Raw genomic sequence first — 18,838 nt, forward strand, 5'->3', positions numbered from 1 at the left:
GTTGGGGACTGTGTGGGGGGTGTACGGGGTCAGTGGCCGGCCATGGCCGCAGCGGTCGGGTCGGCCGGCAGGATCGCGGCCACGGGCAGGTCCAGGCGTACTTCGGTGCCCGAGGCCGTGCGGCCCCGGCCGATCCGGATGCGTGCTCCGATTCCGGCCGCGCGCTCGACCATGCCCACCAGGCCGAAGTGACCCGCTCTGCGGAGCTCCTCGAGCGTGGTGCCGGGCGGCAGGCCACGGCCGTTGTCGAGGACGCTGACGCGCAGCGCTCCCTCGATGATTCCGGTCTCGACCGTCACATGGGTCGCCTGGGCGTGCCGATGGGTGTTCTCCAGTGCCTCGGTTGCGACCGTGAGCATCTGGCGGGCGACGGCGTGGGGAACGGGGGGCACCGGGGCGGTTCCGGTGCGCCGGAACTCCGCCGCGATGCCCGTTCGGCGGCCGAAGTCGGCGACGCGGGCCGAGAGTTCCTCGGGGACGTCCACCCCTGACGACTCCAGGTCGCCCTGGCGGCGTAGGTCGCTGAGCAGCTCGCGGGACTCTGCGGCGGCCCGGCGGGCGGACCGGGCCACCAGCTCGGCCTGGTGCTTGACCGTGAGCGGGTCCATCCGGTCGGCCGTCGATGCGAGACCGTCGGCGGCCAGGGCCAGCCCGTGCAGGGTCTTGGCGACCGAGTCGTGCATCTCCCGGGCCAGCCGGGCCCGCTCGCCGCCCACCGCCTCGTTGACGGCGAGGCGCGCGCGGGCCTCGGTCAGGGCCTGGCTGGCCGAGCCGAAGCGCAGGAGCAGATTGCGCAGGGTCACGCCGACCGCGCCGGCCACGACACAGAGGCCGGGCAGCAGCAGGGAGTTGCGGATCGTGGCCTCGGCGTCCGAGTCGGCGCCGTACACCGCGAAGAGGATGAGTGCCTGGAGGCAGGCGAAGAAGCCCGCCCCGCGCCAGCCGTAGACGAGCCCGGCCAGCAGCGGCGTGCAGATCGTGACGTATCCCAGAGTGCTCTCCGGTCCCGCGGTGACGAGCAGCACGGAACCGAAGAGGGAGTCCACGGCGAGCAGCGCGGGGTGGCGCAGCAGTAAGGGCCCGAACCGTTCCCAGTCGCGGAAGAGGACGTACGAGCCCATGAAGGTGACCAGTACGCCGGATGCGACGAGGTAGGTGGGCAGGCCGCCGCTCGCGGCTCCGAGTGCGATGGGGGCGGACAGCGCGATCATCGCCAGACGGAAGCCGAAGACCTGGCGGCACAGGGCCTGAAGGGCGTTGACCTGAATCGCCAGGGTCGGTACGCGGTCCGGATTGTCCGCTGCACGAGCGAGGGAGGCCGTTCCGAGGCCTCCGGTTATCCTCCCGATCTGCAGTGCCACTGCGGTTCCCCCTCCGCTTTCACGGTTTCAGCCTCCGATTGAACTGAAGTCGGCGTTGGCGCCGAACACGAAGGCTGCGACGAGCAGGATCATGGTGGCCGGGACCATGATCGACGTGATGGTGAGCGTGGCCTTCGGGACGGCCTTCGCGGCCCGCCGGCGGGCGTTCTGCGCGTCCGTGCGGCGCATGTCGTTGGCGATCTGGATGAGTGTGTCGACGATCGGCGCGCCGAGCTCCTCGCCCTGCTGAAGGGCGGTGACGAACTGGGCCACCTGCTCGGAGTCGTTGCGCTTGCGCAGCTCGTCGAAGGCCTGGCGACGGCTGACACCCATGTCCATCTGGCGCAGAGTGATACGCAGTTCGTCGGACCACGGGCCTTCGTACTTCTCGGCCACGCGCTCCAGCGCCTCGCGGAAGCCCAGGCCGGCGCTGACGACGACGGCGAGGACGTCGAGGAAGTCCGGAAGCGTGCGCTCGATCTGGTCCTTGCGCTGCCGGATGGCGGCGAAGATGCCGATCTCCACCCAGAAGGCCCCGAACGCGATCATGAAGAGGGCGAGGAAGGTCTGACCGCGCAGGATCATGGCGAAGGCGCCGAAGGCCCCGAGGAAGCCGTAGACGGCCCGGCGTGCGGCGTACCGGTCGATGGTGAGACCGCCGGGGTTACCGGCGAGGTCGATCTTGCGGCGCACCTTGTTGACCCGGGCGGGGCCCATCATCCGGAGTACGGCGGGGGCGTACCGCATGCCGAGGCGGTCGACGGCCGAGCCTACGGCGGTGGTACGGGTGGCGCCGACTTCGAGGGCGACGGCGAGGTCGCCGGGGAGCTTCGCGTCGGCGCGGTACATCCGGACGCCGTGGAAGGCTCCGGCGACGCAGAGCGCGAGTACCAGGGCGAGAACGAGACCGGTCATTGCTGTGTCCTCTCCCTCAGACGTCGATCTTGGACATGCGGCGGATGACGAAGACCCCGACGCCGTACAGGACAAGTGCGGTGATGACGGCGACCTGGCCGATGAAGGAAGCGGTCATCCGGTCGATCGCGCCCGGCATCACCTTGTCGAGCAGCAGCAGTGCGCCGAGCCCCATGGCCGGGACCGCGTAGGCGGTCATGTTGACCTGCGACAGCTGGGTGCGGACCTCGCGCCGGGTCTCCTTGCGCTCCTCCAGCGTCTCGGTGAGGTTGCGCAGCGAGCCGACGACGGTACCGCCGGCCCGGTTCGAGAGGACCAGGGTGGTGACGAGCACGACGAGCTCGCGGGAGGGCAGCCGGTCGGCCAGTTCACCCAGAGCGTCGTCGATGGAGTGTCCGACGGCCAGCTTGTCGGCGACCCTGCCGAGCTCCTCTCCTGCCGGTGCTTCGAGTTCCTCCGCGGCCATCGACAGGGCCGTGCGCAGGGCGAGTCCTGCCTGGGTGGCGTTGGCGAGGATCCGGGACAGCTCGGGCAGCTGGTTGATGAACTTCTCGATGCGCTTGTTCCGTTGCCAGTTGAGGAAGCCGAAGGCGGTCCAGATGCCGAGCAGTCCGGCGATGGGCCCGAAGAAGGCGGAGAAGACGGCCTGCGCGATGAACCACAGGCCGACGATTCCCGTCACCATGTAGACGAAGAACTCGCCCGGGGTGATGTCGAGACCCGTGGCGGCGAGCCGGAGCTCGATCTTCTTGCCCAGGCTGGTCCGCCGGAGCCTGCGGTCGACGCCGCGGAACCGTCGGCGCCGCCCGGTGAAGCCCTCGAGCTGGCCCGTCTGGGAGAGCCGGTCGACCAGCGCCTGACGCTGGGCCTTGCCCGTTGCGTAGGCGTGGACGCCCATCACTCCGAGCACGCCGAAGAGCAGCGTGCCGCCTATCGTCAGCAGAGCGAGATTGGTCATGTCGGGTCTACCTACTTGGCCTCTCGGGTGGCGAGTTGGTCCTCGTGTGTCGCGACGCCGAAGGCCTGCGGGATGGGCTGGCTGGCCATGAAGAGGCGGTCGGCGACTCGGCGCGGGAGCGGGAAGTACTGGAATTCGCCGTGGATGCGCCCGTCGGCGGCCATCGGCCGGGCGTTGAACCGGGCGACCGTGGCCAGCCGGAAGGGCTCCCGGCCGCGTGAGTCGAGCACGGCGATCTCGGTGATCTTTCGCGCGCCGTCGGCGTTCCGGGTCAGCTGGACGATGCAGTCGATGGCGCTGTTGATCTGGTCGCGCAGGGCCTCGAAGGGGATCTTCACCTCGGACATGGAGGCCAGGGTCTGCAGTCGCATGATCGCGTCTTCGGCGTTGTTGGCGTGGACGGTTGCGAGCGAGCCGTCGTGACCGGTCGACATTGCCTGGAGCATGTCAAGCGTTTCGCCGCCACGGACCTCACCGACGATGATGCGGTCGGGGCGCATACGCAGCGAGTTGCGGACCAGGTCGCGGATGGTGATCTGCCCCTTGCCCTCGACGTTCGGCGGGCGGGACTCGAGCCGGATCACGTGCTGCTGCTGGAGCTGGAGCTCGGCGGAGTCCTCGATGGTGATGACGCGCTCCCCCTCGGGGATCAGCCCGGACAGGGCGTTGAGCAGCGTCGTCTTTCCGGTGCCGGTGGCGCCGGAGACGATGATGTTGAGCTTGGCCTGGACGAGTGCGGAGAGCAGGTAGAGCATCTGCTCGTCCAGCGAACCGAACCCGATCATCTCGCGCAGGGTGAAGGCCCGGGGGAAGCGCCGGATCGTGAGTGTGGCGCCGGAGAGGGCGAGCGGCGGGATGATGACGTTCACACGCTCACCGGAGGGCAGTCGGGCGTCGACCATGGGGTTCGACTCGTCGACCCGGCGGTTGACCGTGGAGACGATGCGCTCGATCGTCTGCATCAGCTGCTCGTTCGAAGCGAAGCGCATCGGCAGCAGTTCGACCCGGCCACCGCGCTCGACGAAGATCTGATCGGGTCCGTTCACCATGATTTCGGTGATGGACGCGTCCTCGAGCAGCGGTTCCAGCACACCCAGGCCGAGGGCCTCGTCCACGACACGACGGATCAGCTGCGACCGCTCGGTGGCGGAGAGGACGGGACCCTCGCGGCTGATGATGTGCCCGAGCACGCGCTCCAGCCGCGCCCGGCGCTCCGCCGCGGCGAGCGCCGACATCTCCGCGAGGTCGATCTCCTCGAGGAGCTTGGCGCGGTACGTGGCCACCAGGTGGCCGTCGTCCCGTCCGCCTCCTCGTTCCTCGGGGGCGCTGATGCGTGCCCGCAGGCTCATGTGCGTACTCCTCGGTCGTACTGGGTGTGGTGCTCTCCGGGTCAGTCGCTGGGCATGGTGGAGCTGCGCTCGGCGTCCCCCCAGTCCTTGATGCCCGGAACGAGGGAGGGAATCTTGATCCTGACGGTGACGGTCACTTCGTCGCCGCCGTTCCGCGGGCTGTAGTCGAACTCCTGGAAGCTGTCCTGCAGCCAGTCGCTGACGACGTGCCGCGCCGTGTACTCCCCCTGGGTCCTGAAGTCGTCGTCGGTCTCGGCACGCGCCCCGGCCCGTGCCGCGGTGCCTGCCTGCGATGCGACGTACGCCGCCACCCCGAGCTGGATGGCGCCCAGGCCGAGGATCAGCAGCAGCGGCAGGAATCCGGCGAACTCGAGGGACACGATGCCCCGGTCACGCCGGTTTCGGATGAGTGCGCTCATGTCCCTCAGCCCTCCTCGACGAAGCCGGCTTCGCCGGTGACCTTGAAGGGGAAGCTCACGGTGCCGGGAAAGAGGATGGGCACCTTCAACGTGACATGGGCCTCGTAGAGCCCGTCGAAGCCGTTGCCCGCGCCGCAGTCGACGTCCGAGCCGTCCAGCCAGGAGCCCAGTTGGCTCTCGACGGCTTGCCGGCACTCCTGGTCACGCTGGAACCCGGCGGCAACCGCTCCCGTCCTCGCGCCCTCGTCCGCCGCGTTCCCCGCGAGGATGTACGTGTAGCCCAGCAGGGCGCACTGCCACAGCAGGACGCACACGATCATGATCAGCGGAAACATGCCGAGGAACTCGACGGCCACCTGGCCACGGTCCCGCTTCCGGCGTCCGCCACGGCTGCTCGCCGCCGCGTAAGCAGCAGGTGGTGCGCTCAGCACACGCATCGGTCAACTCTCCCCCTCGAATCGGCCGCCTCGCCGGCGCCGCACACCGATGGAGCCCCGGTCGTTGCGGAACTTACCGGCCTTCTCGTTGCCCTCGGGTGTCTTGACGATTCCCAGCTCACCGGCCAGCCCCCACAGCGCCTGCTTCACCGTGGACCTGCTCTCCAGGTCCTGCATACGGCCCGCGTCGACGGCGGCCTGCAGTTCCTTGAAGTTGGCGGGGACGACCGACCGGGCGACACGGGTACCGGTGATCCTCTCCACGAGTGGTGGCTGGATCTCCGTGTTCCGGATGAACCGGTTGACCAGTGTGGTCGTCTCCTCGGCCTTGCGGATCTGCAGCCGGTCCCAGAGCCGGACCATGCGCTTGGCGGCACGGACCGCGACAACGTCCGGAGTCGTCACCAGCACAGTGATGTCGGCCATTTCGATGGCTGCCGCGTTGGCGCCGTTCATCTGCGTACCGCAGTCGATGATCACGACCTCGTAGCGGTTGCGCAGGGCGCTCACTATCTGCCGTACGGCCCTGTCGTTGACCTCTTCGCCCCGCTCGCCCTCACCCGGGGCGAGCAGCAGCCCTATCCCCGTCTGGTGGCTGAAGACGGCGTCCTGCAGCACGCGCGGCGAGATGTCCTGGATGCCGGCGAGGTCGACGATCGACCGGCGGAACTGCACGTCCAGGTAGGAGGCGACGTCACCGGCCTGCAGGTCCATGTCCGCCAGCGCGGTGTTCATCCCGGACGCCCGGGCGGCCAGCGCGAGCTGAACCGCGGTGAGCGTGGTGCCCACGCCGCCCTTGGCACCGGACACGGTCACGACGGTGCCGCCGGGTCCCGTGAACACGTCGCCGCCCTGGCCGAGGTGGCGGCGTACGCCGACGGACCAGGAGGCCGCCGCCTGTACGCGCTGGACGAGTTCCTCGTACGAGAGCGGGAGTCCGACGAGACCGCGTGCTCCGGAATCCATCGCCGCCGAGTAGAGGCCGGGGCTGGCGTCGGCGGTGACCAGAATGACCCCGACCGCAGGGAAGCGGAGGGCCACCTCCCGGATCAGCTCGAGTGCCGGTACCGGACCGATCCGCTCGTGGACGAGCACGACCTCGGGCAGCTCGTCGAGCGACTCGGCGGCCAGCCGCGCGAGCGTGTCGAGCAGTGACGTCGAATCACCGACCGGCCCCGCCGGCTCCGCCTCCGGGAGCTGGCTGAGCAGGGTGGTGATGGACCGGACGGCATCGGCGTCGCCGACGGCCGGGAGGATTCTGGTGCTCATTCGGTCCTCACTTGTTCCTGTCCTCGTCGAGGGTGTACTTGCCGTCACCCGGGCGCAGCGTGGTCGGGCTGCCCTTGGCGAGCAGGGCGAGGCGTACGTGTACGGCAAAGGACTCGGCATAAGCGACGCGCTGAGCGTCCGTGGTGTTCAGGGCGAAGGTGATCGGCACGGCCTCGGTGGCGGCGCGGTCCCGGTCGTCGCCCTTCGGCTCCAGGGCGGTCAGCTTGCCGACGTCGATGACCTTGGCGTTGGCGACGATGATGCGGGACTCGGCGGCCTCGCCCTTGTCCTTCCCCTCGGCGCCGAAGGTGGCGAAGATGTTGACCGTGTCACCAGGGGTGATCTTGCCGGCGACGCCGGTCGCGGCGTCGATCATGATGGCGATCTCCTGCTCGCCCGCCTGCAGCTCCGGGCGCTTGACGATCATGTCGTCCTGGAGCAGCGACCCCTTGCGCAGCTGGGTCACGGCGATCTTGCCGTCGACCACGGATATGTCGGTCACCGCGTTCTGGGAGAGCCAGCGCTTCGGCATCTTGATCTTCTCGAACTGCCCCGGCTGCAACGCCGTGTACGGAGCGACGTCCGACTTGATGCGGTAGGCGTCGACCTCCGGCCCGACCTTGGAATTCACATCGCTGACCACCGAGAGCACGCCTACGAACGCGCCGAAGGCGCAGAGGACCGAGAGGAGCAGAAGAATGACGCCGCGGCGCTGCCGTGAATTCATGAGTGGGACAACCTCGTTGGGAGACGTGGACTGACGGAGCGGACGGTGCGGGGGCGACCGGGCCTGCGCCGGGGCAATCCGCCACCGGCCCGAACGACCACCCGCGGGCTGCTACGACCCGTGGTGCATTGGTGTTCCTTGGTTCAGGACACCAGGAGCGTGGGATTGGTTCTCGGCCGGTGCGAGGGGCGCGGAGCAGAACCCGCAGCGGTCACCGATGAGTTCCATTCCGCACCAGGAACACATCTCCCGCCGTACGGAGGCGACCAGCTGGTAGATGACGGAGATGTCCGGGAGGTAGGCGGCGAATTCGATCATCTTGGCGGTACCCCACCACCGCGCCGATTCGGCCGGGAGGGCGGTCTCCTGGATGCCCTGGGCACGCCAGGCGGGAGCGAGGGTCGTGGCCACCCAGTCGCTCTGCAGCTGTCCCTTCGCGGTGAGCAGTTGAGTACCGAACTCGGGACCTGCGAGCAGGCCGTCAGCACCGATCTTGATCAGCTGCGGAGACGGATTCGCGAGGACGCCGAACTGTGAGCCGGGGACCCATGACTTGGCGTGCGATTTGAGGCTCACCGGCACCCGGTCGAGCTTGGCGACCGAGTTGAGCAGAGCTCCGGCATAGATGTAGTGCGAGAGCAGCCGCGCGGCGGAGGCCACGACTCCGGCGCTGAAATCGCAGATGGAGAGCTGCCGCAACTGCCGGACGAGCACGGCGACCCCGAGCGGGGGCAGGTCCAGCTTCATCAGAGCGATGCGGTCGCTCTCCAGGACCGAGCGGACGGTGTGCAGTCTGCGTTCGTGCGCGGCCGGGATCGAAGCGGGATAGAGCGCCACGACGTAGCCGTGCTGCTCCAGCAGGACGTGCATGTCGGCGAGCGCAGCCTCCAGCGGCTGCGCATCGGGTGACTGTAACAGCGCAGCTGTGGGCGTCTGCTGATCGGTTGGTGGTAGCACCAGGTCAGCACTGGTGACAGCTATGGCGGTCGGCACGCTCATTCCCCGTTCGGCTCCAGCTGCCGGGATGCCCGGCAACCGCAGTTCTCTCTGCTCGTGCTCCTGCCTCAGCACTTTATCCACGTCCTACGAGGCAGAGAACACCTTTCTGATCGGTGTGCGACAACACTCACGACATGCACACACTCAAAGTTGGACGAAGGCGTCAGTAGTTAACTTCCGTATTACCACGTGGAATTGGTGGTCCAGCCTCCGCTTTGGGCCCTGCGTGGGCCTTGGGGCCCATGCCGGCGCGGGATTCGCGGTCGTACGCTCCTCATTCCGATTCTGCGTACGGGAGTGCGTGACACGCCTTGGAGGCTGACAAATGACGCGGTACGGCTGCCCGGGGGCCCCCGCCCGACGGGACGAGGGGCCAGGGGCGGGGATCCTCGCACTGCTGCCCGGCTGCACCGGTATCCGTTCCGCGAGTCGGCCGTCCACCATCTGACCGCCGCACTCGCCGTACCGGTCGCGCCCAGTCGCTCTACCTGGTGACGCAGTGGCAGGAGCTCGACGCCGAAGGCCTGCTCCTGGCGAATGCCGTGGTGGCAGTGGGCTGTGTGGCGGGTTACGCGGCCGACCGGTTGCAGGACGCGGGCTGACTTGGCGGCGGGGGCTTCGCACGAGCCCCGGCCCGTTCACAGGAGCACGGTGCAGGCGATCCAGAACAGGATCACGAGGAACACGCCCGTGGCCACCAGCGCGCAGCCCGGCACCAGCACCGGCGCCATGTCGTCACGGCCCGCGATCGTGGCCGTCCGGGCCGGATCCGCCGGGTCGTAGTGGACCGTCGTCCGATAGCCGCGCGGGGTCCCCATGGACGCGGCGTCCTCGACGTACTCGATGCGCTGCCCTTCGCCCGTTTCGAACGCGAAGACGTGATGCCGGTGCGACGTTCCCGGATCGGAACGGGACGAGGTGTCACGCACATCGACACAGACGCCCTCCGCCTTCGCGCCGCCTGTCATCACACGGAGGATCCGCAGCAGCCGGCGCAGCAGACGGGCGAAGAGGAATCCGAGCCCGAGGATCGGCAGGCCGACCAGCGCGGCGAACGACAGCCACTCGATACCGCTCATGCACACCTCGTCCCGTCCGGATCACGCCTGTTCCCGACCATGGTCGCCGACCTCGTCATCGGGATGCCTGCCGGGGGGCGTAGCGGGCGCTCGTATACGGCCTCCCGCCACAGGTCTTGACAACCCGATTGGTCTGGACCAACTTGTACGCCCAGCGGTGGCCACCGTTCCTGTCCGTACCTCCCCCTCCCCCAACTCCCCACGGAGGCACCACATGGACCGACCCCCACGCATCCGTACCCGCAGACGCAGACTCCTCGGCGGAATCCTGGCGCTGGCCGTAGGCGCCGGGCTCGGGCTGGCCGGTGGGGCCGGGACCGCGCAGGCCGCCGATGTGAACAACGCCAAGAACGCGGGGTTCGAGTCCGGGCTCACGAACTGGTCGTGCACCGCCGGGAGCGGCACGATCGTGATGTCGCCCGTGCACGGCGGAGCCGCCGCGCTCAAGGGGACGCCCTCCGGGCAGGACAATGCGAAGTGTTCGCAGACCGTGGCCGTGAAGCCCAGCTCGACGTACCAGCTGAGTGCATGGGTGCAGGGCTCGTACGTGTATCTCGGGGCGAGCGGCACCGGGACCACGGATGTGTCGACGTGGACGCCCGGCGGTTCCGGGTGGTCGCAGTTGACCACGAGCTTCACGACGGGGGCCGGTACGACCTCGGTGACCGTGTACACCCACGGGTGGTACGGGCAGCCCGCCTACCACGCCGACGACATCTCGGTCTTCGGGCCCGACGGAGGCGGCGGCGGTGACCCGGACCCGGTGGTGCCGCCCACTCCGGGCGGGCTGGCCGTCGGGACGGTGACCTCGTCCTCCGTCGCGCTGAGCTGGAGCGGGTCGTCCGGCGCGACCGGGTACAACGTGTACCGCGACGGCACCAAGGTGCAGTCGGTGACGGGCACGTCGGCGCTCGTGTCGGGTCTGGCCGCGTCGACCTCGTACCAGTTCCAGGTGAGCGCGACCAACGCGGCCGGCGAGTCGGCGAAGTCCGCGGCCGTGACCGGGACGACGACGTCCGGCGGCGGTGGCGGCAATCCCGTCGTGCCGAAGCACGCCCTGACCGGCTACTGGCAGAACTTCAACAACGGCGCGACCGTGCAGAAGCTGCGCGACGTCCAGGCGCAGTACGACATCATCGCCGTGTCGTTCGCCGAATCGACCACCACAGCCGGTGAGATCACCTTCAACCTGGACCCGGCGGTCGGCTACGGCTCGGTCGACGAGTTCAAGAGCGACATCAGCGCCAAGAAGAGCGCCGGCAAGTCGGTGATCCTCTCGGTCGGCGGCGAGCGCGGCAACGTCACGATCAACAGCGACGCGTCCGCCACCGCCTTCGCCAACAGTGCGTACGCGCTCATGCAGAGCTACGGCTTCAGCGGCATCGACATCGACCTGGAGCACGGGATCAACTCCACCTATCTGACGAAGGCGCTCCGGCAGCTCTCGCAGAAGGCGGGCTCGTCGCTCGTGCTGACGATGGCGCCGCAGACCATCGACATGCAGAACACCAACACCGAGTACTTCAAGACCGCACTCGCCGTGAAGGACATCCTCACGGTCGTCAACATGCAGTACTACAACAGCGGTTCGATGAACGGCTGCGACGGCAACGTCTACTCGCAGGGCTCGGTCGACTTCCTCACCGCGCTCGCCTGCATCCAGCTGGAGGGCGGACTCGACCCGTCCCAGGTCGGCATCGGCGTCCCGGCGTCCACCCGGGGCGCGGGCAGCGGTTACGTCGACCCGCAGATCGTGAAGAACGCCCTCGACTGCCTCGCCCGTGGCACGAACTGCGGCTCCTTCAGGCCCTCGCGTACGTACCCGAGCCTGCGCGGCGCGATGACCTGGTCCACGAACTGGGACGCGACGGCCGGGAACGCCTGGTCCAACGCGGTGGGGCCGCACGTCCACAACCTGCCGTAGCAGCGAAGCACACCTGGCGCACGTGAACCGCCCATCGGCCTACTGAGCCGGTGGGCGGTTCGCGTTCGGATTCGCGTTCGCCAGGTAGTGCTGGAGCACAGGGCCCAGCTCCGCCAGCCACTGCTGCAGCTGCGCCTTGCGGCGGGCGACGACGCGGCACTCGTAGAGCATGCCTCCCGGGAGGGCGACGGCCACCATGAGGACCGTGCCGAAGGGTGCCGGGGCGAAGTGGACGGTCGAGATCGCCGCCCAGGGGAACTCCAGGGTGTGGCCCTGGATCTCCAGGGCCACACCCGTCGGGTCGACGATGACGGAGTTGTGGCGGTCGTGCGCGACGAACTCCGGGCCGGCGGGAAGGAGCGGCTGGGGCTGGTGGGGCGAGTGGGGTGCCTGCGGCGCCCCGGGCGGACCATAGGCGGGCTGGTGCGGCGGGGGCGGACCGTAGGACGGGGGCACGGGAATCGGAGGGCCGAAGCCGGGAGGTGCCTGGGGGTGGTGCTGGTCCGGGTAGCCGCCATAGGTCATGTACGTAAGTATGACCGGGCCGGGCATGACCGCGTCCCTACCAGGGCAGCTCCCGCACCTGCTGCACGCACAGCACGACGAACAGCAGTCCGGCCACCACCAGCATCCCGTTGCTCAGCAGCCCGTTGCGCCACTGCGCCGGCGTGCGCTCCGAGTTGAGCAGCCAGATCAGGGTGAGCGCGAGGAACGGCATGAAGAAGGCGCCGATCACGCCGTACACGATGACGAGCCCGAAGGGCTGGTCGAGGAAGAGCAGCGCGATCGGCGGGAAGGTGAGCCACAGGAGGTACGCCCGGAACGCCGGCGACTTCTCGCGGGCCGTCCCCGGCGGGGCGAGGGCGGGGCGGTAGTGGGACACGAAGTCCGCGAACATCAGGCTGACGCCGTGCCAGACGCCGATCAGTGAGGTGAAGGACGTGGCGAAGAAGCCGACCAGGAAGAGCTTGGCCGTGGCCGTGCCGTAGCGGTCGGCGAGGATGTCCCCCAGGTCCAGCAGGCCCTTGTCGCCCTTGGCGAGAGCGATGCCGGCGGAGTGCAGCAGCTCGGCACCGACGAAGAGCATCGCGACGACGAAAATGCCGGTCGTGATGTAGGCGACCCGGTTGTCGAGCCGCATGACCTTCATCCAGCTCGCGTCTCTCCAGCCCTTGGCGTTGACCCAGTAGCCGTACGCCGCGAGCGTGATCGTGCCGCCGACGCCGCCGATCAGGCCGAGGGTGTAGAGGAGCGAGCCGTCCGGAAGGACGGGTACGAGGCCGGCGGCGGCGTCGCCGAGGTGCGGGGTGACGCGGACCGCGAGATAGACCGTGACCACGAACATCACGCCGACCAGCAGCGTCATGACCTTCTCGAAGACGGCGTACCGGTTGAACCAGACGAAGACCAGTCCGACGAGGCCGCACAGCACGGCCCACCACTTGAGGTTCATCAGGTCCGGGAAGAGCGCGGCGAGCGGGAGCGCGCTCGACGACATCGCCGCGGCCCCGTACACGAAGCCCCAGACGACGACGTACACCGCGAAGTAGACCGTGGTCCAGGGGCCGAGGCTGCGCCAGCCGTCGAAGAGGGTGCGGCCGGTCGCGAGGTGCCAGCGGCCCGCCGCCTCGGCGAGGGAGATCTTGACGAGGCAGCCGATGACCGCGGCCCACAGGAGGGTGTAGCCGAACTTGCTGCCCGCGATCAGAGTCGCGACGAGGTCACCGGCGCCGACGCCGGTCGCGGCGACGACGATGCCCGGGCCGATGAGCCGCCAGCTCGCCTTGCGGGGTGGGGAGATCACCACCCCTTTGTCTGATCCTGTGTCTTCTTCGGTCGTGTCTGCCATGGTTGCGGCCGCCTTTCTGCTCATCATCGAACTCGTGGCCGAAGCACGCCCTTGACCGGGGCATGCCAGACCCCCACCATGTGCCCGTCACACCCGCACCACAAGCACGCCGTACACGTCGCACTGAGTCACCCCCACACTCCCTACCCAGGAGACAGCATGCGACTTCGCACACGCGGCAGCGGCAGAAGGTCCGTCACTCGGTCCGCCGCCCTCGCGACCCTGCTCGCGCTCGCCGTAGCGGCCCCGTTCACGGCGACCGCCGCGCCCGCCCCGGACCCGGACCGCGCCCGCGCGGCCGCCACCGACGCCAAGGCCGCAGCCGCCGCCGAGGCCGAGGAGCAGGTCCGGCAGTACGAGATCCACGGTCCGTCCACCGTCGCCGAGCGCACCGCCATCGCCGCGACGGGCGTCTCGATCGACGAGGTCGACGAGCACACGATCGTCATCAGCGCCAACGCCGCCCAGGCGAAACGCCTCCGCGCCGTCGGCCACGTACTCGAACCCCTGCCCGCACCGCCGGCCCGCAGGGCTCCGGGCGCGGCCGCCGGGCCGCTCGACTTCCCGTCCGCGGACGCGCGCTACCACAACTACGCGGAGATGAACGCGGAGATCGACCAGCGCATCGCCGCCCACCCCAACATCATGAGCAAACGGGTGATCGGCAAGTCCTACCAGGGCCGGGACATCGTCGCCATCAAGATCAGCGACAACGTCGCCACGGACGAGAACGAGCCCGAGGTCCTCTTCACCCACCACCAGCACGCCCGCGAGCACCTCACCGTCGAGATGGCGCTCTATCTGCTGCGCGAGCTCGGCGACGACTACGGAACGGACTCGCGCGTCACGAACGCCGTCAACGGCCGCGAGATCTGGATCGTGCCCGACCTCAACCCGGACGGCGGCGAGTACGACATCGCCACCGGCTCCTACCGCAGCTGGCGCAAGAACCGGCAGCCCAACTCGGGCTCGTCGTACGTCGGCACCGACATGAACCGCAACTGGAACTTCAAGTGGGGCTGCTGCGGCGGCTCTTCGGGCTCCACAAGCTCCGAGACCTACCGCGGCCGGGCAGCCGAGTCCGCCCCCGAGGTGAAGGTCGTCGCCGACTTCGTGCGCTCCCGGGTCGTGGGAGGGAAGCAGCAGATCAAGACCGGGATCGACTTCCACACGTACAGCGAGCTGGTGCTGTGGCCGTACGGCTACACGACGGCCAACACCGCCCCGGGCATGACCCAGGACGACCGCGACGCCTTCGCCACCGTCGGCGGCAAGATGGCCGCGAGCAACGGCTACACGGCCGAGCAGTCGAGCGACCTGTACATCACGGACGGGTCCATCGACGACTGGCTGTGGGGCAACCAGAAGATCTTCGCGTATACGTTCGAGATGTATCCGACGGGCTTCGGCGGCGGCGGTTTCTACCCGCCCGACGAGGTGATCGAGCGCGAGACGAACCGTAACCGCGACGCGGTGCTGCAGCTGCTGGAAAATTCCGATTGCATGTACCGGTCGATCGGCAAGGAGCAGCAGTACTGCACGGGCTGACGCACTGACAGGGCGGGGCGCCCGGGACAGGAAGTCCCGGACGCCCCACTCTCGCAGATCTGGACGGCCAGGCTCAGTACGCCGCCGCCACCGCGAAGCCCGCCACGGACAGGGCCTAGGGAGATCAGCTCAGGACCGCCAGGGCGTCGATCTCGATGAGCAGTCCGGCGGGGAGACCGACGTAGACCGTCGTACGTGCGGCGGGGGCCTCCTTGAGGCCCTGCTCCTCGAAGTACGCGTCGTAAATGGCGTTCATCTCGGCGAAGTGGGCCGTATCCGTGAGGTAGACGCGGATCATCATCACGTCGTCCCAGCTCGCGCCGCCCTCCTCGAGGACCGATGCGACGTTGGCGAGTGTCTGGAGGGTCTGCTCGCGCAGGCTCGGGCCGGCGACGGTGGGGGCCTGGCCCTCGACGGCGGGGAGGAAGCCGACCTGGCCCGCGACCTGGAGGATGTTGCCTTTGCGGACGCCGTGGGAGAACTTGGCGGGCGGGGTGGTGTGGGTGGCGGGGGTGATCGCGGTCTTCTCGGTCATGCGGTGTCCTTGCCTGAGTAATCGCGGGTGATGGCGTCGGCTGTGCGGCGCACCGACGGGAGCAGGGTGAGGAGTTCCTCGGCGGTGACGACGACGTTCGGCGCGGAGACCGACACGGCGGCGACGACACGGCCGTCCGCGCCGCGGATGGGGGCCGCGACGCAGTTGATGGACTCCTCGTGGCCACCGAGGTCGGTGGCCCAGCCCTGTTCGCGTACGGTCGCCAGCTCTTTGAGGAAGGCGGCGGCGTTCGGGATCGAGCGGGGCGTGTACATGGGGTAGTCGAGCTTCTCCGCGAGGGCGCGGCGCTCGGGCTCGGGGAAGTCGGCGAGGAGGAGCTTCGCCACGGCCGCGACGGTGATGGCGACGGGCTTGCCGATACGGGAGTACATCCTGACCGGATAGCGGCTCTCGACCTTGTCGATGTAGAGGACCTCGCCCTCCTCGTACACCGCGAGGTGAACGGTGTGCCCGATCTGCTCGTTGAGCGCGACGAGGTGGGGATGGGCGATCTCACGGATGTCGAGGTTCTCGACGGCCTCCTGGGCCAGGGCGAAGAGGCGGGCGCCGAGGCGGTAGCGCTGGTCCTGCTGACGGTAGACGAGGCCGTGCTCGTGAAGGGTGCGGAGGAGCCGCAGAGCGGTGGACTTGTGGACGCCGAGGCGCTCGGCGACCTGTCCGAGGTCTGCGGGGCCCTGCGCGAGCAGCGGCAGGATGCTCAGGGCGCGGTCGACGGTCTGGCTCATGACGCACGTACCTCCTCCATTGCCTGCGCGGCTGCCGTCCAGCCGGGGCCGAGGTGAAGTCTCTCCCAGGCGTCGTCGTCGAGGGCGGCAAGGCGGTCGGCGAGGGCGACGGGGGGTGGGGTGCCGAGGTCGCCGGGGACGGTGAGGGTGGCGGCGGCCATCAGGTGCCCGTGGCGGAGCCGCGCCGTGTCGCCGAGTCCGCGGAGGGTGGCGGAGAGGAACCCCGCGGCAAAGGCGTCGCCGGCGCCGACGGGGGCGACGACGTCGACGCGGGGGGCGGGGACGTGGGTGACGGTGTCCCCCTTCTCGGGGCTCCGCCCCGGTACCGGCGCGTGAGCCGGTGTGGCCGCCCTCGAACGCCGGACGGGCTCCAGGGGGCGGGCGTGGGCGGGGTGGGCCGGGCGGGCGTGGACCGTTGCGCCCCGCGCGCCCCGCTTCACCACCAGCACCTCCGGCTCCGGGCGCGCTTCCCGGATCGCCTCCGCGCCGCACAGGCCCCATGCCTCCTCCGCCTCGTCCTCGCCGACGAAGACGAGGTCGGCGCCGCGTGCCAGGTCGAGCAGGACGGACGGGTCGTCACGCCAGAGGCCGGGCCGGTGGTTGACGTCGAAGGAGAGGAGGGGGCGCCCGGGGCGGCGGGCGGTCAGGGCGCGCATCAGGGCGAGGCAGTCCGGGGACAGGGCCGCGGTGATGCCGGAGAGATGGAGGATGCGGCCCCGCGCGAGAGCCTCGTACGGGATGTTCTCCGACGACATGGCGGAAGCTGCCGAGCCGGCCCGGTAGTAGATGACCTCGTGCGTGTCCGTGGCACGGTCGGTGGCGGTGCGGAAGTAGATGCCGGTGGGCCGGACCGGATCGCGCCGGACGGCGGAGGTGTCGACGCCGTACGCCGCGACGGCGGCGATCAGATGGTCGCCGAAGCCGTCCGCGCCGACCCTGCTGACCCACGTCGCACGGTGCCCGGCCGCCGCCAGCGCACACGCGACGTTCGACTCGGCACCGCCGATGGTGCGGACGAAGGAGGGGACGTCGGCGAGGCGGCCGGGACGCGAGGGCAGGAACGTGACCATGGACTCGCCGAGGCAGACCACGTCCGCGTCGACGGCCGCGCGCACGGCGTCTCCCACGGCGTCTTCCGCGACGTCTCCCACGGCGTCTCCCGCGTCCGCGGCCGCGGCGACGCCACTGTCCACGAACTCCGTCGCGGCCGTGTCCACGGGCTCGGCCCCGGCCGCGCCCACGGCCGCTGTTCCGGTCACCCTGGTACTCCTCACCGGTCATGTGGGTCCATTGACCCGGCATTGGCCCGGATGTTAGACACCCTTTAGCGATATGCGCAATGACCGTTGCACATACTGCAACCGTACTCTTCGAGGAGGCTCCCATGCCCGCCGACAACGCCGTCGAGCAGCTCGCGAACGAGCGCGTCGACCATCGCTTCAAGGCGCTCCCGCCGGATGCCGAGGGCCTCACCGTCGGCGAGCTGGCCGCCCAGCGCCGCAACCTCTTCACCGGCGGCTTCACCACCCCCGTACTCGCCCTCTCCGCGGAGTCCCTGGAGCACAACCTCGCCCTCCTGGAGACGTACGCCGAGCGCCACGGCCTCGCATTCGCCCCGCACGGCAAGACCTCCATGTCGCCCCAGCTCTTCGTCCGCCAGCTGGAGCACGGGGCGTGGGGCATCACCGCCGCCGTACCGCACCAGGTCCGCGTGTACCGCGCCTACGGCATCCAGCGGATCTTCCTCGCGAACGAGGTCGTCGACGCCGCCGCCCTGCGCTGGCTCGCGGGCGAGCGGGAGCGCGACCCCGACTTCCGGCTCGTCTGTTACGTCGACTCCGTGCGCGGCGTCGAGCTGATGGACGAGGCCCTCACGGCGGCCGGCGCCAGCCGCCCCGTCGACGTCGTCGTCGAACTCGGCGCGGGCGACGGCGCCCGAACCGGCGCCCGTACCGAGGCCGACTGCGCGGCCGTCGCCGACGCGGTCGCCGCCACCGGGACCCTGCGCCTGGTCGGCGTCGCGGGCTACGAGGGCGAGGTCCCGGACGCGACACCCGAGCGGGTACGGGACTGGCTGCGCCGACTCGTCTCCCTCGCCACGGCCTTCGACAAGGACGGCCGGTTCGCGGGGACCGAGGAAATCGTCGTCAGCGCGGGCGGCAGCGCCTGGTTCGACACCGTCGCCGAAGTCTTCGCCGAAATCCCGGAGCTGTCCGTTCCGGTGCTGAAGCTCCTGCGCTCCGGCGCGTACGTCTCGCACGACGACGGCCACTACAAGCACCTCACGCCCTTCAACCGGGTGCCGCAGGAGGGCGCCCTGGAGCCCGCGTTCCGGCTCTGGGCCCAGGTCGTCTCCCGCCCGACGCCGCAGCAGGCGTTCACCAACGCGGGCAAGCGGGACGCCGCCTACGACCTCGATCTGCCCGCTGCCCAGGTCGTACGGGACGCCCGCGACGGCGAGCTCCGCCCGGCCACCGGCCTCACGGTCACCGGGCTGTCCGACCAGCACGGGTGGGTGCGGACGGAGGCGGGGGCGGATCTGGAGGTCGGGGACTGGCTCGGGATGGGTCTTTCGCACCCGTGCACGTCGTTCGACAAGTGGCAGCTGATTCCGGTGGTGGAGGCGGACGGCACGGTCACGGATTACATCCGTACGTTCTTCTGACACCAGCTCGGTTTCCGCACCCGCCCCTCCCCGCACCGGGGCTCCGCCCCGGCCCCGC

Annotated in this window: 18 protein-coding genes; 3 read left to right on the forward strand and 15 right to left on the reverse strand. The window is 69.6% G+C overall.

Annotated elements, in window-relative coordinates:
• Nucleotides 1-29: 29 nt before the first annotated feature.
• The 10 genes from ACWCXB_RS24945 to ACWCXB_RS24990 all read right to left on the reverse strand — a co-directional run bounded on the left by ACWCXB_RS24945 (nt 30) and on the right by ACWCXB_RS24990 (nt 9,513).
• The gene (locus ACWCXB_RS24945) at nt 30-1,361 is read right to left on the reverse strand and encodes a sensor histidine kinase (protein WP_450725705.1); all 1,332 of its coding nucleotides are present in this window, start codon (nt 1,359-1,361) and stop codon (nt 30-32) included.
• A gap of 27 nt (nt 1,362-1,388) precedes the next feature.
• A complete protein-coding gene (locus ACWCXB_RS24950) occupies nt 1,389-2,276 on the reverse strand; it encodes a DUF5936 domain-containing protein (protein WP_450725706.1) in 888 nt (295 codons plus the stop codon).
• A 16-nt stretch (nt 2,277-2,292) separates the two neighbouring features.
• Nucleotides 2,293-3,234, reverse strand: coding sequence for a type II secretion system F family protein (locus tag ACWCXB_RS24955; protein ID WP_450725707.1), 942 nt, complete (start codon nt 3,232-3,234; stop codon nt 2,293-2,295).
• A gap of 11 nt (nt 3,235-3,245) precedes the next feature.
• Complete coding sequence (locus ACWCXB_RS24960; protein WP_450725708.1) at nt 3,246-4,583, reverse strand: CpaF family protein; 1,338 nt, start codon at nt 4,581-4,583, stop codon at nt 3,246-3,248.
• A gap of 41 nt (nt 4,584-4,624) precedes the next feature.
• Nucleotides 4,625-5,002, reverse strand: a complete 378-nt coding sequence (locus ACWCXB_RS24965; protein ID WP_450725709.1) for a TadE/TadG family type IV pilus assembly protein — start codon at nt 5,000-5,002, stop codon at nt 4,625-4,627.
• A 5-nt stretch (nt 5,003-5,007) separates the two neighbouring features.
• Nucleotides 5,008-5,439: a TadE family protein gene (locus tag ACWCXB_RS24970; RefSeq protein WP_450725710.1), complete on the reverse strand. Its 432-nt coding sequence runs from the start codon at nt 5,437-5,439 to the stop codon at nt 5,008-5,010.
• A 3-nt stretch (nt 5,440-5,442) separates the two neighbouring features.
• The gene (locus tag ACWCXB_RS24975) at nt 5,443-6,708 is read right to left on the reverse strand and encodes an AAA family ATPase (protein ID WP_450725711.1); all 1,266 of its coding nucleotides are present in this window, start codon (nt 6,706-6,708) and stop codon (nt 5,443-5,445) included.
• A gap of 7 nt (nt 6,709-6,715) precedes the next feature.
• Entirely contained in the window at nt 6,716-7,435 is a 720-nt protein-coding gene (gene cpaB, locus ACWCXB_RS24980) for a Flp pilus assembly protein CpaB (protein WP_450725712.1), read from the reverse strand.
• A 111-nt stretch (nt 7,436-7,546) separates the two neighbouring features.
• Complete coding sequence (locus ACWCXB_RS24985; RefSeq protein ID WP_450725713.1) at nt 7,547-8,434, reverse strand: hypothetical protein; 888 nt, start codon at nt 8,432-8,434, stop codon at nt 7,547-7,549.
• 638 nt (nt 8,435-9,072) lie between these two features.
• Nucleotides 9,073-9,513 (reverse strand): DUF3592 domain-containing protein, encoded by a 441-nt coding sequence (locus ACWCXB_RS24990; protein ID WP_450725714.1) that lies wholly within the window; start codon nt 9,511-9,513, stop codon nt 9,073-9,075.
• A gap of 214 nt (nt 9,514-9,727) precedes the next feature.
• Here ACWCXB_RS24990 and ACWCXB_RS24995 point away from each other — a divergent pair, with 214 nt between their 5' ends.
• Entirely contained in the window at nt 9,728-11,437 is a 1,710-nt protein-coding gene (locus tag ACWCXB_RS24995) for a chitinase (RefSeq protein WP_450725715.1), read from the forward strand.
• A gap of 39 nt (nt 11,438-11,476) precedes the next feature.
• On the opposite strand, the gene ACWCXB_RS25000 is transcribed toward ACWCXB_RS24995, so the two are convergent.
• Both ACWCXB_RS25000 and ACWCXB_RS25005 read right to left on the reverse strand, forming a co-directional pair.
• On the reverse strand, nt 11,477-11,962 hold the full coding sequence (locus ACWCXB_RS25000; protein ID WP_450725716.1) for a hypothetical protein: 486 nt from the start codon (nt 11,960-11,962) through the stop codon (nt 11,477-11,479).
• A gap of 37 nt (nt 11,963-11,999) precedes the next feature.
• Nucleotides 12,000-13,286 carry an Nramp family divalent metal transporter gene (locus tag ACWCXB_RS25005; protein WP_450725717.1) on the reverse strand — a complete coding sequence of 429 codons (1,287 nt, stop codon included), beginning with the start codon at nt 13,284-13,286 and terminating at the stop codon, nt 12,000-12,002.
• Nucleotides 13,287-13,445: 159 nt separating this feature from the next.
• Here ACWCXB_RS25005 and ACWCXB_RS25010 point away from each other — a divergent pair, with 159 nt between their 5' ends.
• Complete coding sequence (locus ACWCXB_RS25010) at nt 13,446-14,834, forward strand: M14 family metallopeptidase (protein WP_450725718.1); 1,389 nt, start codon at nt 13,446-13,448, stop codon at nt 14,832-14,834.
• Nucleotides 14,835-14,958: 124 nt separating this feature from the next.
• Here ACWCXB_RS25010 and ACWCXB_RS25015 read toward each other — a convergent pair whose 3' ends face one another.
• The 3 genes from ACWCXB_RS25015 to ACWCXB_RS25025 are packed head-to-tail and all read right to left on the reverse strand — an operon-like array spanning nt 14,959 to nt 17,185.
• Nucleotides 14,959-15,369, reverse strand: coding sequence for a RidA family protein (locus tag ACWCXB_RS25015; protein WP_450725719.1), 411 nt, complete (start codon nt 15,367-15,369; stop codon nt 14,959-14,961).
• On the reverse strand, nt 15,366-16,115 hold the full coding sequence (locus ACWCXB_RS25020) for an IclR family transcriptional regulator (RefSeq protein ID WP_450725720.1): 750 nt from the start codon (nt 16,113-16,115) through the stop codon (nt 15,366-15,368). Before ACWCXB_RS25020 ends, ACWCXB_RS25015 begins: the two co-directional genes overlap by 4 nt.
• Nucleotides 16,112-17,185, reverse strand: coding sequence for a sugar kinase (locus tag ACWCXB_RS25025; RefSeq protein WP_450725819.1), 1,074 nt, complete (start codon nt 17,183-17,185; stop codon nt 16,112-16,114). Before ACWCXB_RS25025 ends, ACWCXB_RS25020 begins: the two co-directional genes overlap by 4 nt.
• A 314-nt stretch (nt 17,186-17,499) precedes the next feature.
• Here ACWCXB_RS25025 and ACWCXB_RS25030 point away from each other — a divergent pair, with 314 nt between their 5' ends.
• A complete protein-coding gene (locus ACWCXB_RS25030; RefSeq protein WP_450725721.1) occupies nt 17,500-18,780 on the forward strand; it encodes an alanine racemase in 1,281 nt (426 codons plus the stop codon).
• Nucleotides 18,781-18,838 lie beyond the last annotated feature (58 nt).

Source organism: Streptomyces sp. NPDC001514 (assembly GCF_053597075.1).

Bases quoted from the DNA above. Each gene is read 5' to 3' on its own strand.
- ACWCXB_RS25010 (WP_450725718.1), top strand. From the start codon at position 13,446: ATGCGACTTCGCACACGCGGCAGCGGCAGAAGGTCCGTCACTCGGTCC.
- ACWCXB_RS25005 (WP_450725717.1), bottom strand. From the start codon at position 13,286: ATGGCAGACACGACCGAAGAAGACACAGGATCAGACAAAGGGGTGGTG.
- ACWCXB_RS25015 (WP_450725719.1), bottom strand. From the start codon at position 15,369: ATGACCGAGAAGACCGCGATCACCCCCGCCACCCACACCACCCCGCCC.
- ACWCXB_RS24985 (WP_450725713.1), bottom strand. From the start codon at position 8,434: ATGAGCGTGCCGACCGCCATAGCTGTCACCAGTGCTGACCTGGTGCTA.
- ACWCXB_RS24990 (WP_450725714.1), bottom strand. From the start codon at position 9,513: ATGAGCGGTATCGAGTGGCTGTCGTTCGCCGCGCTGGTCGGCCTGCCG.
- ACWCXB_RS24955 (WP_450725707.1), bottom strand. From the start codon at position 3,234: ATGACCAATCTCGCTCTGCTGACGATAGGCGGCACGCTGCTCTTCGGC.
- cpaB (WP_450725712.1), bottom strand. From the start codon at position 7,435: ATGAATTCACGGCAGCGCCGCGGCGTCATTCTTCTGCTCCTCTCGGTC.
- ACWCXB_RS24995 (WP_450725715.1), top strand. From the start codon at position 9,728: ATGGACCGACCCCCACGCATCCGTACCCGCAGACGCAGACTCCTCGGC.
- ACWCXB_RS25000 (WP_450725716.1), bottom strand. From the start codon at position 11,962: ATGACCTATGGCGGCTACCCGGACCAGCACCACCCCCAGGCACCTCCC.
- ACWCXB_RS25030 (WP_450725721.1), top strand. From the start codon at position 17,500: ATGCCCGCCGACAACGCCGTCGAGCAGCTCGCGAACGAGCGCGTCGAC.
- ACWCXB_RS24965 (WP_450725709.1), bottom strand. From the start codon at position 5,002: ATGAGCGCACTCATCCGAAACCGGCGTGACCGGGGCATCGTGTCCCTC.
- ACWCXB_RS25020 (WP_450725720.1), bottom strand. From the start codon at position 16,115: ATGAGCCAGACCGTCGACCGCGCCCTGAGCATCCTGCCGCTGCTCGCG.
- ACWCXB_RS24970 (WP_450725710.1), bottom strand. From the start codon at position 5,439: ATGCGTGTGCTGAGCGCACCACCTGCTGCTTACGCGGCGGCGAGCAGC.
- ACWCXB_RS24950 (WP_450725706.1), bottom strand. From the start codon at position 2,276: ATGACCGGTCTCGTTCTCGCCCTGGTACTCGCGCTCTGCGTCGCCGGA.
- ACWCXB_RS24975 (WP_450725711.1), bottom strand. From the start codon at position 6,708: ATGAGCACCAGAATCCTCCCGGCCGTCGGCGACGCCGATGCCGTCCGG.
- ACWCXB_RS24960 (WP_450725708.1), bottom strand. From the start codon at position 4,583: ATGAGCCTGCGGGCACGCATCAGCGCCCCCGAGGAACGAGGAGGCGGA.
- ACWCXB_RS25025 (WP_450725819.1), bottom strand. From the start codon at position 17,185: ATGGTCACGTTCCTGCCCTCGCGTCCCGGCCGCCTCGCCGACGTCCCC.